Raw genomic sequence first — 14,912 nt, 5'->3', positions numbered from 1 at the left:
ATTGCATATGTTGCAACGTACGCCCGGAGGACCGCTCCATGAAGCTCGCCCCCAGACTCGCCGTACTGCTCACCGCCCTGGCCGTCACGGCCTGCGCCCCGCAGACCTCCGACAACTCCTCCTCCGACAAGGACGAGAAGACCGGCACCCTGCGGGTCTGGCTCTTCCAGGAAGTCGGCAACAAACCGAAGGAGAAGGTCGTCGACTCTGTCGTCACCGCCTTCGAGAAGGAGCACGAGGGCACGAAGGTCGAGGTCGAGTACATCCCGGTCGAGACGCGCGCCCAGCGCGTCAAGGCGGCCTTCAACGACCCGAAGTCCGCCCCCGACGTCATGGAGTACGGCAACACCGACACCGCCGGCTATGTGAAGGACGGCGGACTCCTCGACGTCACACGGGAGTTCGGCGGCTGGAGCGAGGCGAAGGACACCGACCCCACCGCCAAGCAGTCCGTCACCGTGGACGGCAAGATCTACGGCTCGCCCTTCTACGTCGGTGTCCGCGCCCTCTACTACCGCACGGACGTCTTCGAGGAGCACGGTCTCGAAGTGCCCACGACCATGGCCGAGTTGGCGACCACGGCCCGAAGGATCCGGGCCGCCGAGCCCGAGCTGTACGGGCTCGTGGTGGGCGGCGCCTACACCTACGGCGCGATGCCGTTCGTCTGGGCCAACGGCGGCGAGATAGCCACCGGCAAGGGCGGGTCGTACGCCTCCGCGATCGACAGCGAGGCCGCCCGGAAGGGCATCAAGGAGTACACGTCCCTCTTCTCCGACGACAACTGTCCCGCCGCCAAGTGCGCCGGCATGGGCGGCAACGACACGGTGACCGCGTTCGCGGCCGGCAAGGCGGGCATGGCGATCGGCGGTGACTTCAGCCACGCCGCCGTGGAGGCCGGGAAGGTGAAGGGCAAGTACGCGGTCGTGCCGCTGCCCGGAGTGAAGGCGGGGTCCGTCGCGCCGGCGTTCGCCGGGGGCAACAACATCGGCGTGCTGAAGAGCACCTCGCACCGGACGCTGGCCGTCGACCTCATGGAGCAGCTCACCTCGAAGAAGACACAGACGTCGATGTTCGAGGCGATGGGCTTCCTGCCGACGTTCGGGGACGTACGGCAGCAGGCGGCGAAGGAGCAGCCGTTCGTGAAGCCGTTCGTCGAGACGCTGTCGTCCGGGACGAAGTTCGTGCCCGCCTCGCCGGCGTGGTCGGAGATCGACGCGTCGCTGGTTCTGCCGACGATGTTCCAGGAGGTCATCAGCGGTAAGAAGGATGTGGCCGGGGCCTCGGGGGACGCGGCGAAGAAGATGGACGAGGCGTTCGGCTCCGCCGGGTGACGCCGGTGACCTCGCGCACCAAGCCCACCCGGGCACCCTGGCTCTATCTCGCCCCCGCCCTCGTCGTCCTCGGTGGACTGCTCGTCTATCCCATCTATCAGCTCGGGCTGATCTCGTTCTTCCAGTACACCCAAGCCCAGGTCAGCGGCGGGGAACCCACCACCTTCCAGGGGTTCGGGAACTACACCGAGCTGCTCGGGGACGACCAGTTCTGGCAGGTGCTGCTCGCCACGGTCGTCTTCGCGGCGGCCTGTGTCGTGTCGACGCTGGCCGTGGGATGCGCCCTCGCCGTGCTGCTCACGCGTGTACGGGCGCTGCCCCGGCTGGCGTTGATGCTGGCCGCGCTGGGCGCGTGGGCGACACCGGCCATCACCGGCTCGACCGTGTGGCTGTTCCTGTTCGACCCGGACTTCGGTCCGGTGAACCGCGTACTCGGGCTCGGCGACCACTCCTGGACGTACGGGCGTCTCAGCGCCTTCTTCCTCGTCCTGCTCGAAGTGGTGTGGTGCTCCTTCCCGTTCGTGATGGTGACGGTGTACGCCGGGATCCGCGCCGTGCCCGCCGAGGTGCTGGAGGCCGCCGAGCTGGACGGTGCCTCGCAGTGGCGGGTATGGCGGTCGGTGCTGGCGCCGATGCTGCGGCCGATCCTGGTGGTCGTCACCATCCAGTCGGTCATCTGGGACTTCAAGGTCTTCACCCAGATCTACGTCATGACGAACGGCGGCGGCATCGCGGGCCAGAACCTGGTGCTGAACGTCTACGCCTATCAGAAGGCCTTCGCGTCCTCGCAGTACAGCCTCGGCTCCGCGATCGGCGTGGTGATGCTGCTGATCCTGCTGGCGGTGACGCTGGTCTATCTGCGGCTGCTGCGCAGGCAGGGGGAGGAGCTGTGAAATCCGTGAACCCGACGACTCTGATACGGCGGCCCTGGCGGCTGCTCGCGGAGGCGTCCGCGCTGCTGATCGCCGTGGTGGTGGCCTTTCCGCTGTACTGGATGGTGCTCGGCGCCTTCAAACCGGCCGGGGAGATCGAGTCGAGCGAGCCGCGGCCGTGGACGCTGAACCCCTCGCTGGATTCCTTCCGGCGGGTCTTCGAGCAGAACGAATTCGGCCGCTACTTCCTCAACAGCCTCGTCGTCGCGTGCACCGTCGTGATCGCCTCGGCGCTGATCGCGTTTCTCGCGGCGACCGCGGTGACCCGATTCCGGTTCCGCTTCCGGACCACCCTGCTGATCATGTTTCTGGTGGCCCAGATGGTGCCGGTGGAGGCCCTCACCATCCCGCTGTTCTTCCTCATGCGGGACTTCGGCCAACTGAACACGCTCGGCTCGCTGATCCTGCCGCACATCGCCTTCTCGCTGCCGTTCGCGATCTGGATGCTGCGGGGGTTTGTGAAGGCCGTTCCGGAGGCCCTGGAGGAGGCCGCGTACATGGACGGTGCGAGCCGGTCGCGATTCCTGTGGCAGATCCTTTTCCCGCTGGTCTTCCCGGGGCTCGTGGCCACGAGCGTGTTCTCCTTCATCTCCGCCTGGAACGACTTCCTGTTCGCCAAGTCCTTCATCATCAGCGACACATCGCAGTCCACCCTGCCGATGGCCCTGCTCGTCTTCTACAAGCCGGACGAGCCGGACTGGGGCGGGGTGATGGCGGCCTCCACGGTGATGACGATTCCGGTGCTGGTCTTCTTCGTGCTCGTGCAGCGACGGCTGGTGTCGGGGCTGGGCGGAGCGGTCAAGGACTGACGGAAGGGCTGACGTAAGGGCTGATGGCAGCACTGGCGGTAGAGCTGACGGTAGGGCTGACGGACTGAAAGGGCTGATCATTCATGGATCTCGTTCCGGCACCTCGGCACACGGAGCATGCCGACGGCTTCCTCGAACTCGGCGACGGCTTCGGGATCGAGGCCGGGCCCGGCACGCAGGACACCGCGCGCCTGCTGCGCGCGACGCTCGGCGCGGCGACCGGGCTCGCGCTGCCGCCCAAGAAGGGGGACGAGCACGACGTCCTGCACCTGTCCGTGCGGCCCGGCCTCGACGCCGAGGAATACCGCCTCGTAGTCGCCCCGCACGGCGTCCACATCCAAGGCGGCTCGCCCGCCGGTGTCTTCTGGGGCGCCCAGACGCTGTGCCAACTCCTCGGCGCCGACGCCTTCCGCCGCGCGCCCCTTCCCGGCCGTACCTGGCGGCTGCCCCTGACGGAGATCCGGGACGCCCCCCGATTCCGCTGGCGCGGTCTCATGCTCGACGTGGCCCGGCACTTCATGCCCAAGGACGGCGTCCTGCGCTACCTGGATCTGCTGGCCGCCCACAAACTCAACGTCTTCCACTTCCATCTGACGGACGACCAGGGCTGGCGCATCGAGATCAGGAAGTACCCGCGGCTGACGGAGGCCGGCTCCTGGCGGGCGCGCACGAAATTCGGCCACCGGGCGTCACCGCTGTGGGACGAGAAGCCACACGGTGGCTACTACACCCAGGACGACATCCGCGAGATCGTCGCCTACGCCGCCGAGCGGCATATCACGGTCGTCCCCGAAATCGACGTACCGGGACACTCGCAGGCCGCGATCGCCGCGTATCCGGAACTCGGCAACACCGACGTCGTCACCGCATCCGACGAGGTGGGCACCGCCCTCTCGGTCTGGGACACCTGGGGGATCAATCCGAACGTACTCGCCCCCACCGACAACACCCTGCGGTTCTACGAGGGGGTGTTCGAGGAAGTCCTGGAGCTGTTCCCGTCGGAGTTCGTTCATGTCGGGGGCGACGAATGCCTCAAGGACCAGTGGAGGCAGTCGCCGACCGCCCAGGAACGCATCCGGGAACTCGGACTGAAGGACGAAGACGAGCTCCAGGCGTGGTTCATCGGCCACTTCGACAAGTGGCTCACCGCGCGCGGGCGCCGGCTCATCGGCTGGGACGAGATCCTGGAGGGCGGGCTCGCCGAGGGCGCGGCGGTGTCGTCCTGGCGCGGGTACGCGGGCGGCATCGCGGCGGCCCGCGCCGGTCACGACGTCGTCATGTGCCCCGAGCAGCACGTCTACCTGGACCACCGGCAGGACCCGGGCGCCGACGAGCCGGTGCCGATCGGGTACGTCCGCACTCTGGAGGACGTCTACCGGTTCGAGCCTGTTCCACCGGAGTTGACGCCGGAGGAGGCCCGGCATGTGCTCGGTGCGCAGGCCAATGTGTGGACCGAGGTGATGGAGGACCGGTCGCGGGTGGACTACCAGACGTTCCCGCGCCTGGCCGCCTTCGCCGAGGTGGCCTGGAGCGCACTGCCCGCCCCCGCGGAACGGGACTTCGCCGACTTCGAGCGCCGAATGACGTCCCACTACGGGCGACTTGACGCCCTCGGGGTCGCCTACCGGCCACCGACGGGACCGCGACCCTGGCAGCGGCGCCCCGGAGTGCTCGGCAGGCCGATCGACGGGCCGCCCCCGAACAGATAATGGAAAAAAACCGGCAAGGGGTCACCGAAGAGTGTCAATCGGCACTCACCGGTGATGCCGTACGAAAACGGACCATCTCCCTGATCAGCTGGGCGAATGCCTCCTAGCGGACCCCTGTCCTCGTGCCCTGCGAAGATGTGCCAGAGTTGCCACGTCCGCCCTGTCAGCACGTACCGTACGGCAGCACAGGTGGGACCAGGTGGGGCAGCGGGAAGGGGCAGCCGGTTTGACCACGCACGCACCGCAGGCGGGGCAGTCCGTCACGCTGCCCACGACGCTGGACGAGGCCGTGGCGGCACTCTCCGCCATGCCGGCCGCCGTACCCGTCGCGGGCGGCACCGATCTCATGGCCGCCGTCAACTCCGGGCAGCTCAGGCCCGCCGCGCTGGTCGGTCTCGGCCGGATCAGCGAGATCCGCGGCTGGCAGTACCAGGACGGTCACGCGCTGCTCGGCGCCGGCCTCACGCACGCGCGCATGGGCCGTCCCGACTTCGCGGCCCTGATCCCGGCGCTCGCCGCCGCCGCGCGCGCCGCGGGCCCGCCGCAGATCCGCAACGCCGGCACCCTCGGCGGCAACATCGCCTCGGCGTCCCCGACCGGCGACGCGCTGCCGGTGCTCGCCGCCCTCGAAGCGACCCTGATCGTCGTGGGCCCGGGTGGAAGCCGCCGGGAGGTCCCGGTGTCGCACCTGCTGGCGGGCATGGAGATGCTGCGCCCCGGCGAACTCATCGGCTACGTGCGCGTGCCCCTGCTGCACGCCCCGCAGGTCTTCCTCAAGGCCACCGGCCGCACCGGACCGGGACGCGCCACGGCGTCCGTCGCGGTCGTGCTCGACCCCGCCCGGCGCGGAGTCAGGTGCGCCGTCGGAGCCATAGCGCCCATGCCGCTGCGGCCCCTGGAGGCCGAGCAGTGGGTCGCCCAGCTGATCGACTGGGACAACAACCGCGCGATCGTCCCCGAGGCGCTGAACGCCTTCGGGGAGTACGTCGCCGCGGCCTGCATCCCCGACCAGGCCCCGGCCGAGGACGGGTCCGTGGCCCAGCATCCGCCCGCCGTACTGCACCTGCGGCGCACCGTCGCCGCGCTGGCCCGACGAGCACTGGGGAGGGCACTGTCGTGACCGACGACCAGCACGGAGAGGGCGCGCCCCGGGGCAGGGGCCGTTGGGACCCGTTGCCCCAGGGCGAGTACGACGACGGCGCCACCGCCTTCGTCAAACTCCCCGAAGGGGGCATCGACGCCCTCCTGGCGTCCTCGGACAGCCCGCTCGCCGCGCCGGGCCACGGGTACGTCCCGCCGCGGATAACGGCCGCACCGGAGTCGACCGCGGGCACCGACCCCGCGGCCCCCGGCGGCTGGCCGGTCGCGGGCGCCCCCGCCGAGGGTGCCCGGTGGCCCGACCCGAACGCGGCGCAGGACACCAGCGGCGGCCAGTTCACGTACAACCCCGCGGCCACCCAGCAGTGGAACTTCTCCGAGACCGCGGCGGGCCGGGAAGGCGCCGGCGCCCCCGTGCCCGGTCACGACGTCACCGGGCAGTGGTCGATCCCCGTCGCCGACGGCGACCTTCCGGACGAATCGGGCGAGTTCACCACATCGTCGCTCGTCGAGCAGTGGGGCGGCACCCCGCCGGCCACGCTGCCGGGCGGCGCGCCCGCACCGTGGGCGCCCCAGCCGACCGGGCAGCCCTGGGGGCAGGACCCGCAGACCGGCGAGGCGGTGGGTGACGCGCCCGGGCAACCGGGCGGGAGCGGACCGCACGACATGCGGCCGGGCGACGGACGTGACCCGCACGGGCGGCTCGTCGCGGAACCGGCGCCCGCCGAGGACTCCGCGGCAAGCGCTCCAGAGGCCGCACAGGCCGCTGTGCGGGCCGGTGAGCCCGCCACGGATGCCGCGGACGCCCACGGGGCCCCAGAGGCCGCACAGGGCCCGGCAGAGGCTTCCGGCGAGAACGCCCCGGCCGTCGACGGCGACTCCGGCCCGGAGACCGCCGAGGACGCCACCGACGACGCGCCGCCGCCCCCCGGCGAGGAACACCCCCTCGCCTCCTACGTGCTGCGCGTCAACGGCGTCGACCGGCCCGTGTCGGACGCCTGGATCGGCGAGTCGCTGCTCTACGTGCTGCGCGAGCGGCTCGGCCTCGCGGGCGCCAAGGACGGCTGCTCGCAGGGCGAGTGCGGCGCCTGCAACGTGCAGGTCGACGGACGGCTAGTCGCGTCCTGCCTGGTGCCGGCCGTGACCGCCGCCGGCAGCGAGGTGCGCACCGTCGAGGGTCTGGCCGTCGACGGACAGTCCTCGGACGTGCAGCGCGCGCTCGCGCGGTGCGGCGCCGTCCAGTGCGGCTTCTGCGTGCCGGGCATGGCGATGACCGTGCACGACCTGCTGGAGGGCAATCCGGCGCCGACCGAGCTGGAGACCCGCCAGGCGCTGTGCGGCAACCTGTGCCGCTGCTCCGGCTACCGGGGTGTCGTGGAGGCCGTCAAGGAGGTCGTCGCCGAACGCGAGGCGCACGCCGGAGCCGACGGCGAACAGGACGGCGGCGAACCGCGTATCCCTCACCAGGCGGGCCCGGGAGCCGGCGGGGTCAACCGCTCGGCGTTCGAAGCCCCGGGCGCCATGGGACCGCATGACCAGGCGTACGGACAGGACGGAGGCCAGGCGTGAGCAACGAAGCCGCCACCGCGACCACGGCCGCGGAGGCAGCACCCGCCCCCGAGCCGATCCCGCACGGCCTCGGCGCCTCCCTGCCGCCCGCCGACGCGCGCGCCAAGACCGAGGGCACCTTCCCGTACGCGGCCGACCTGTGGGCCGAGGGCCTGCTGTGGGCGGCCGTACTGCGCTCGCCGCACCCGCACGCGCGCATCAAGTCCATCGACACCGCACACGCGCGCGAGATGCCCGGAGTCCGGGCCGTCGTCACGCACGAGGACGTGCCGGGCAGCCCGCTGCTCGGCCGCGGTCAGGCCGACCGTCCCGTCTTCGCCTCGGAGGTCGTACGCCACCACGGCGAGCCCATCGCCGCCGTCGCCGCCGACCACCCCGACACCGCGCGCCTGGCCGCGGCGGCCGTCATCGTCGAGTACGAGGCACTCGACCCGGTGACCGACCCCGAGCAGGCCTTCGAGGCCGAGCCGCTGCACCCCGACGGCAACCTCATCCGCCACATCCCGCTGCGCCACGGCGACCCCGACGCGGCCGGCGACGTCGTCGTCGAGGGCCTCTACCGCATCGGCCGCCAGGACCCCGCCCCCATCGGCGCCGAGGCGGGCCTCGCCGTTCCGCGTCCCGACGGCGGCGTGGAGCTCTACCTGGCCTCGACCGACCCGCACACCGACCGCGACCGGGCCGCCGCCTGCTACGGCCTGGACCCCGAGCGGGTCAAGGTCGTCGTCACCGGCGTCCCGGGCGCCACCGCCGACCGCGAGGACCAGGGCTTCCAACTGCCGCTCGGCCTGCTGGCGCTGAAGACCGGCTGCCCGGTGAAGCTGACGGCCACCCGGGAGGAGTCCTTCCTCGGCCACACCCACCGGCATCCCACCCTGCTGCGCTACCGCCACCACGCGGACGCCGAGGGCAGGCTGGTCAAGGTCGAGGCACAGATCCTGCTGGACGCCGGCGCCTACGCGGACACCTCCGCCGAGGCCCTGGCCGCCGCCGTGGGCTTCGCCTGCGGCCCGTACGTCGTCCCGAACGCCTTCATCGAGGGCTGGGCCGTACGCACCAACAACCCGCCCTCCGGCCATGTCCGCGGCGAGGGCGCCATGCAGGTGTGCGCCGCGTACGAGGCGCAGATGGACAAGCTGGCCAAGAAGCTCGGCGTCGACCCGGCGGAGCTGCGCCTGCGCAACGCCATGGCCACCGGCGACGTGCTCCCGACGGGCCAGACGGTGACCTGCCCGGCTCCCGTGGCCGAACTCCTCCAGGCCGTACGGGACTACCCGCTGCCCGCCCTCCCGAAGGACACCCCGGAGGACGAGTGGCTGCTGCCCGGCGGCCCCGAGGGCGCGGGCGAACCGGGTGCCGTGCGGCGGGGCGTGGGCTACGGGCTCGGCATGGTGCACATGCTCGGCGCCGAGGGCGCGGACGAGGTCTCCACGGCGACCGTGAAGGTCCATGACGGCGTGGCGACGGTGCTCTGCGCGGCCGTCGAGACGGGCCAGGGCTTCACCACGCTCGCCCGGCAGATCGTCCAGGACACCCTGGGCATCGACGAGGTGCACGTGGCGCCCGTGGACACCGACCAGCCCCCGGCGGGCGCGGGCTGCCGCGGCCGGCACACCTGGGTGTCGGGCGGCGCGGTGGAGCGGGCGGCCAAGATGGTCCGCACACAACTGCTCCAGCCCCTGGCGCACAAGTTCGGCATGTCCACGGAGCTGCTCCAGATCACCGACGGCAAGATCACGTCGTACGACGGCGTCCTGTCGACCACCGTCACCGAGGCGATGGACGGCAAGGAGCTGTGGGCGACGGCCCAGTGCCGCCCGCATCCGACCGAGCCGCTGAACGACATCGGCCAGGGCGACGCCTTCGTCGGCATGGCCTTCTGCGCGATCCGCGCGGTGGTCGACGTCGACATCGAGCTGGGCTCGGTGCGCGTGGTCGAGCTGGCGCTCGCCCAGGACGTCGGCCGGGTGCTGAACCCGGCCCAGCTGGAGGCGCGTATCGAGGCGGGCGTGACGCAGGGCGTGGGCATAGCGCTCACGGAGAACCTGCGCTCGGCGCGCGGCCTGATCCGTCACCCGGACCTGACGGGCTACTCGCTGCCGACGGCCCTGGACGCCCCGGACATCAGGATCGTGAAGCTGGTCGAGGAGCGGGACGTGGTGGCGCCCTTCGGTGCGAAGGCGGTGAGCGCGGTGCCGGTGGTGACCTCGCCCGCGGCCATCGCGTCGGCCGTGCGCGCGGCGACGGGCCGGCCGGTGAACCGGCTGCCGATCCGGCCGCAGGCGGCGGTGGTCAACCCGCAGTGAGCGGGGCCCGGTCGGCGTACCGGTTCTTCCTGATCGCCCTGATTGTCCCTGGCCGTGACGGCGGTCGTGGGAGCGATTCCAGTCAGGAGGGAACGTTCGCGGGTGCGCCGAGCGTCTACTGATGTGAAGCGCTGTCAGTGGGCGTGCTGTGTTCCAACGGCGTTGTCAGTGCCGGCGCGTAGTGTTCTGGGCAGTGGGGACGGCAGCCGGATCCGGGCTGCCGGCCGGTGGGCCGTGCCGTGTCCGGGAGCGGTGGGAAAGCGCATGCGGGGGAGCCATGAGCACGACTACTACGACTCGCGTCGGTGATACGGCGATCGTCCTGACCGAGGCCGAGCTGGGGCCGTACGTCACGCACGCGTCGACGCGACGCCGGCTGACGGGACCCGGACTGCCCGGCGACAGCGGTGTGTTGAGCTTCGCCGAGCTGAGCCGGGCGGGGCTGCGCACGGTCGCGGACTCGACGGGCGATCCGCAGGACCGGCTGGCCGTGGAGCTCAGGGACCAGTTGGTGATAGGCGGACTGCTGGGGCCCGGCGGCCTGGAGACGGAGTCGGTCCTGCTGGACGGCGTGACGGGCGAGATCTCCACGACGCACTTACTGCACGACCGCCCCGACCTGATGGACCGCCGCCCGCTGGCCCCCTCCCTGCACACGCTGGTCCGCTTCGCCGAGGCGACGGACGAACTGGCGGGCCTGCGCGGCCAGTTCGCCTCGTACGTCGGACGGTACGGCCCGAAGGCGGTGGCGGAGGCGTCGCGCCATCTGCTGGCCGTGTTCGAGGAGGGCACGGACGGGGAGCCGGCGCCGTTCTGGCGGATGGCGGCCCTGATCCGGCCCCTGGCGCTGGTAGCGGGCCGCGCCGGGCAGTCGGGGCTCGCCCTGGACCTGCCGCCGCGCCTGCTGGACCAGGAGTTCGGCCGGCACAAGGTGGTGCGCTTCGAGGAGGTCGACTTCCCGGCCACGCTCACCCACGAGCCGACCCGGCGCTTCCTGCGCGAGGTGGGCCTGCCGGAGGACGGCTTCCTGTTCTCCCTCGACACCGACGTGTCGCTGCCGACGCTGGCCGAGTACTACGCGGACGTCGACCCCTCGGCCGAACTGCCCGCCCGAGCCGATCACTTGATCCGGCTCGGTCACCTTGTCGAGGACAACAGCCTGGTCGTCGACGGCGAGACGGGCGCGGTCCTGAACTTCAGCGAGCCCGAGGCGAGGCTGTTCCCGCTGAACACGGACGTCTCGACCCTCGCCTTCACCCTCTGGCTGCTCCACCGCGAACAGGCGATAGACGAGGAGTCGGGTCACGCGCTGACCAGCGACACCTATGACCAACTGGCCATGACGATGCTCCAGGTCCTGTCGACGGTCGACCCGACGGGCACCAGAGCGGGCAGCGACGGCCGGCACTACTGGACCGAGGCCTTCCAGGACGAGGCGAGCGGCTTGCTGGAGTCGGTCGGCGGAGTGCGGTGAGCCTGACCGACGGTGCCCCGTGGACGGGGTGACGGTCCGTCCGGCCGAGCCGGGCGAGTGGGCGGTGGTCGCGGGACTGCGGTGGCAGTGGCTCCAGGAGAACGACGCCGACGCGCCGGCGGCCGCCGACCGCGAGGACTTCGTACGCCACTTCGTGGCCTGGGCGGAGCGGCACGTCGCCTCGCACCGCTGCATGGTCCTGGTCGGCGGGGACCTCCGGATCATCGGCATGGCGTGGCTGGCGGTGGTGCAGCGCGTGCCGACACCGCACGCGCTGAACCGGGCGTCCGGCGACGTTCAGTGCGTGTACGTCGTGCCCGAGGCACGCGACGCGGGGCTGGGCGGCCTGCTGATCTCCGAGACCCTGGCGAGAGCGAGCGAACTCGGGCTGGAGCGGGTCACGGTGCACTCCTCACCGCGCGCGATCCCGGCGTACGCGCGCCAAGGGTTCGAGAACTCGCCGCGTCTTCTCCAGGCGTACGTCGCGCGGACGGCGCCGTAGCCCCGAGACCGGCCCCGGGCAGTGTTGTGGGGGCCGGTCTCAGGGGCAGCCGGCGTCAGGAGGACTCGGTGGCGTTGGCGGCGGTGGCTGCGCGGCGGCGGCGTGCGGCAAGGAACAGGCCGGCGCCGAGGGCCGCCGCGGCGGCTGCCGTGCCGGCGATGAGCGGGGTGCCGTCGGAGCCGGTGCTGGCGAGGTTGCCGTCGACGGTGCCGGTGGTGGAGCCGGCCGACGTGGAGCCGGTGCCGCCCGTGCTGCCGTTGCCGCCGGTGGACTGGCCGTCGGGGGTGTTGCCGTCGCCGCCCGTGGTGGAGCCGCCGTCCGTCGGGTCGTCGGAGGGGGTGGGTTCGGGTTCGTAGTCGGTGGGGATGGCGATCCGGATCTGCGCCTTGTCGTTGGCGGGGTTCTTGTCGAACTCCGGGTGGATGTCGTAGACGGAGGTCGCCTTCACCTCACCCGTGGTGGTCTTCGCGTCGTCCTCGATGGCCAGCGTGAAGGTGAAGGAGAGGGACTCACCGACGTCGAGGGTGTGGTCGGCGGGCCAGCAGACGTACGTGGACTTGCCCGGCGTGCCGCCGGGCCCGGAGGGGCCGTCGATGCCGAACGGCGCGCACTCCTCCGGCACTTGGGTGGCGACCGTGTCCTTGGGGATCCGCACCATGAGCGCGGCCTGGTCGTCGCTCTCCTGGTTCTGGATCCAGCCGGGGCCGTCGTTGCGGAGCTGGACCGTGACGGACTGCTTGTCGCCCGCGAGGGCCTCGGTGTCCTCGCCCACGGCGACGAGGTCGGCCGAGCTGTCGGCGGTCAGGGCCAGCCGCCGGTAGCTGTCGTCGTAGCCCTCGCCCGGGGTCTCGCCGGTGGCCGAGGTGCCGTACTCGACGGCCTCCATCAGCGCGTGCGGCAGCGCCTTGAACCGCACCGGTGTCTCGACGGAGGCGCCGGGTTCGACGACGGTGTCGAGCTCGCAGAGCGCCTGCCTGACCTGGTCGGCCACCGTCGAGTAGGTGCAGCCCGGCACCTGATCGGGGAAGTCGAGCCCTCGGGTGAGCCGGATCCGGAAGGTGACGCCGTCCGCGGCCGCCGTGCCGTTGTTGGTGACGACGACCTTCTCGTCGTACACCTCACCGGGCTTGGGAGACGCGCTCGGCAGACTCGATATCACCAGGGCGGGCCCGCCCTCCTCGGCATGGGCCGAGGTGGCGGCGACCGCGGGAACGGCCGCGGCGATCGCGGCGGCGGCCACGAAGGCCGCCGACGTGCGGAGGTGCGAGGGGCGGAGGCGCTGGCGCACGGATGGGTCTCCTCGTCGGAACAGGAAGCACGATGACCGGACGTTTTCCGTCCAGTCATGTACTGGACACCTGGAAGGCGTCGGTGGTTGCCCTGTCGTTCGAGGAGAAACGGAGGAGATGGAGGCCGTGGCGGGAATCGAACCCGCGTAATTCGCTTTGCAGGCGAATCCCTGAACCACTCGGGCACACGGCCTTGATCGGTGAGATCGACCGTACGGGCCGGTCCGGGAGCGGCTCAAGGGAATCGCGCACGCCGCAATGGGACTGCCACACCGCGTTCATGAAGCCCGGCGGTCGTACGACGAAGGTCCGAGGCGGTGGCCTTCTTCCGACAGGGGACGATGTCAGTGGCGGACCTTACGCTGGCGACCATGACCGTCCTTGAGCCGCGCGACGCCGATGTCGCGAAGACGTCCGGTGTCCGCGCCCACCCCGAGGCCGGGGCCGCGGTCGAGACCGTGGCCGAGGAGAGCGTGCTGGGGCGGTCGTACCGGGCGCTCAGCATCGGGATCGTCTCCGTGGTGCTGCTGATCGCGTTCGAGGCCACCGCCGTCGGCACGGCGATGCCGGTCGCGGCGCGCGAGCTGAACGGGGTGTCGCTGTACGCCTTCGCGTTCTCGGGGTACTTCACGACCAGTCTGTTCGGGATGGTGCTCGCGGGGCAGTGGTCGGACCGGCGCGGGCCGCTCGGGGCGCTCACCGCCGGGATCGCCTCCTTCGGGGCCGGGCTGCTGCTGGCCGGGACCGCGGGAGCGATGTGGCTGTTCATCCTCGGACGGGCCGTGCAGGGGCTCGGCGGGGGACTGGTCATCGTCGCCCTGTACGTCGTCGTCGGGCGGGCCTACCCCGAGCGGCTGCGGCCCGCGATCATGGCGGCGTTCGCGGCGAGCTGGGTCGTGCCGTCGATCGTGGGGCCGCTGGCCTCCGGCGCGGTGACCGAGCATCTGGGCTGGCGCTGGGTGTTCGTCGGGATTCCGGTGCTGGTCGTCCTTCCGCTGGCACTCGCGCTGCCGCAGATACGGCGGCGGGCCGCAGGACCCGTCGACGACTCCGCCCGCTCCGCCACCTTCGACCGGCGGCGCATCCGGCTCGCCCTCGGCATCTCCCTCGGGGCCGGGCTGCTCCAGTACGCCGCCCAGGATCTGCGCTGGTTCTCCCTCCTCCCCGGCGCCGCCGGCGCCGCGCTCCTCGTGCCGGCCGTGCGCGGGCTGCTCCCGCGCGGCACCTACCGGGCGGCCCGCGGGCTGCCGTCCGTGGTGCTGCTGCGCGGGGTCGCCGCGGGGTCGTTCATCGCCGCCGAGTCCTTCGTGCCGCTGATGCTGGTCACCCAGCGGGGGCTGTCGCCGACCCTCGCCGGGTTCTCGCTCGCGGCGGGCGGGGGCACTTGGGCGCTGGGGTCCTGGGTGCAGTCGCGGTCGCGCGTGGAGCCGTACCGGGAACGGCTGATGACGCTCGGGATGCTGCTGGTCGCGGCCTCGATCGCCGCCGCGCCGAGCGTGCTGATCGCCTCCGTGCCGGTCTGGACGGTGGCCGTGGCATGGGCGTTCGGCTGCTTCGGGATGGGCCTGGTGATCGCCTCCAGCAGCGTGCTGCTCCTCCATCTCTCCGCGCCCGAGGAGGCCGGCACCAACTCGGCCGCCCTCCAGATCTCCGACGCGCTGTCCAATGTGGTCCTGCTGGCGGCGGGCGGCGCCGCGTTCGCTGCGCTGGGCGGGGGTGCGGTGAGCCACACGGCCGTGCAGGCGTCCGGTTCGCATCCGGCGGCGTTCGCGGCGGTGTTCCTGCCGATGGCGGGGGTGGCGTTGGTGGGGGCGTGGGTGACCACGCGGTTGCGTCAGCGGTGAACCGTAAACCGGTCGTGACGGTGTGATCGCCGGGACTAGCCTCTGTCGC

Annotated in this window: 11 protein-coding genes and 1 tRNA gene; 10 read left to right on the top strand and 2 right to left on the bottom strand. The window is 71.8% G+C overall.

Features of this window, described 5'->3' with window-relative positions:
• Nucleotides 1-38: 38 nt before the first annotated feature.
• From ACIQWG_RS36410 to ACIQWG_RS36370, 9 genes are all read left to right on the top strand, one after another.
• On the top strand, nt 39-1,331 hold the full coding sequence (locus ACIQWG_RS36410) for an extracellular solute-binding protein (RefSeq protein ID WP_404103961.1): 1,293 nt from the start codon (nt 39-41) through the stop codon (nt 1,329-1,331).
• The gene (locus ACIQWG_RS36405) at nt 1,328-2,224 is read left to right on the top strand and encodes a carbohydrate ABC transporter permease (protein WP_404103958.1); all 897 of its coding nucleotides are present in this window, start codon (nt 1,328-1,330) and stop codon (nt 2,222-2,224) included. The genes ACIQWG_RS36410 and ACIQWG_RS36405 overlap by 4 nt, the downstream gene beginning before the upstream one ends.
• 5 nt (nt 2,225-2,229) lie before the next feature.
• Nucleotides 2,230-3,072 carry a carbohydrate ABC transporter permease gene (locus ACIQWG_RS36400; protein ID WP_404103956.1) on the top strand — a complete coding sequence of 281 codons (843 nt, stop codon included), beginning with the start codon at nt 2,230-2,232 and terminating at the stop codon, nt 3,070-3,072.
• Nucleotides 3,073-3,155: 83 nt separating this feature from the next.
• Nucleotides 3,156-4,781 (top strand): beta-N-acetylhexosaminidase, encoded by a 1,626-nt coding sequence (locus ACIQWG_RS36395; RefSeq protein ID WP_404103954.1) that lies wholly within the window; start codon nt 3,156-3,158, stop codon nt 4,779-4,781.
• A 226-nt stretch (nt 4,782-5,007) separates the two neighbouring features.
• Nucleotides 5,008-5,901, top strand: coding sequence for an FAD binding domain-containing protein (locus ACIQWG_RS36390; protein WP_404103951.1), 894 nt, complete (start codon nt 5,008-5,010; stop codon nt 5,899-5,901).
• The gene (locus tag ACIQWG_RS36385) at nt 5,898-7,448 is read left to right on the top strand and encodes a 2Fe-2S iron-sulfur cluster-binding protein (RefSeq protein ID WP_404103949.1); all 1,551 of its coding nucleotides are present in this window, start codon (nt 5,898-5,900) and stop codon (nt 7,446-7,448) included. The genes ACIQWG_RS36390 and ACIQWG_RS36385 overlap by 4 nt, the downstream gene beginning before the upstream one ends.
• A complete protein-coding gene (locus ACIQWG_RS36380; RefSeq protein WP_404103946.1) occupies nt 7,445-9,754 on the top strand; it encodes a xanthine dehydrogenase family protein molybdopterin-binding subunit in 2,310 nt (769 codons plus the stop codon). The genes ACIQWG_RS36385 and ACIQWG_RS36380 overlap by 4 nt, the downstream gene beginning before the upstream one ends.
• A gap of 277 nt (nt 9,755-10,031) precedes the next feature.
• A complete protein-coding gene (locus tag ACIQWG_RS36375) occupies nt 10,032-11,228 on the top strand; it encodes an SUKH-4 family immunity protein (protein ID WP_404103944.1) in 1,197 nt (398 codons plus the stop codon).
• 19 nt (nt 11,229-11,247) lie between these two features.
• Entirely contained in the window at nt 11,248-11,730 is a 483-nt protein-coding gene (locus ACIQWG_RS36370; protein WP_404103941.1) for a GNAT family N-acetyltransferase, read from the top strand.
• A gap of 55 nt (nt 11,731-11,785) precedes the next feature.
• Here ACIQWG_RS36370 and ACIQWG_RS36365 read toward each other — a convergent pair whose 3' ends face one another.
• Nucleotides 11,786-13,018, bottom strand: coding sequence for a hypothetical protein (locus ACIQWG_RS36365; RefSeq protein ID WP_404103937.1), 1,233 nt, complete (start codon nt 13,016-13,018; stop codon nt 11,786-11,788).
• 119 nt (nt 13,019-13,137) lie between these two features.
• A tRNA-Cys gene (locus ACIQWG_RS36360) sits at nt 13,138-13,212 on the bottom strand.
• A gap of 178 nt (nt 13,213-13,390) precedes the next feature.
• Between ACIQWG_RS36360 and ACIQWG_RS36355 the strand changes: the two genes are divergently transcribed.
• The gene (locus ACIQWG_RS36355) at nt 13,391-14,863 is read left to right on the top strand and encodes an MFS transporter (protein WP_404103934.1); all 1,473 of its coding nucleotides are present in this window, start codon (nt 13,391-13,393) and stop codon (nt 14,861-14,863) included.
• Nucleotides 14,864-14,912 lie beyond the last annotated feature (49 nt).

Source organism: Streptomyces sp. NPDC098781, assembly GCF_044759995.1.
Taxonomy (GTDB): Bacteria; Actinomycetota; Actinomycetes; order Streptomycetales; family Streptomycetaceae; genus Streptomyces.
The sequence above is the reverse complement of the archived record's forward strand: the minus strand, read 5'-3'. Positions and strand labels throughout refer to the sequence as shown.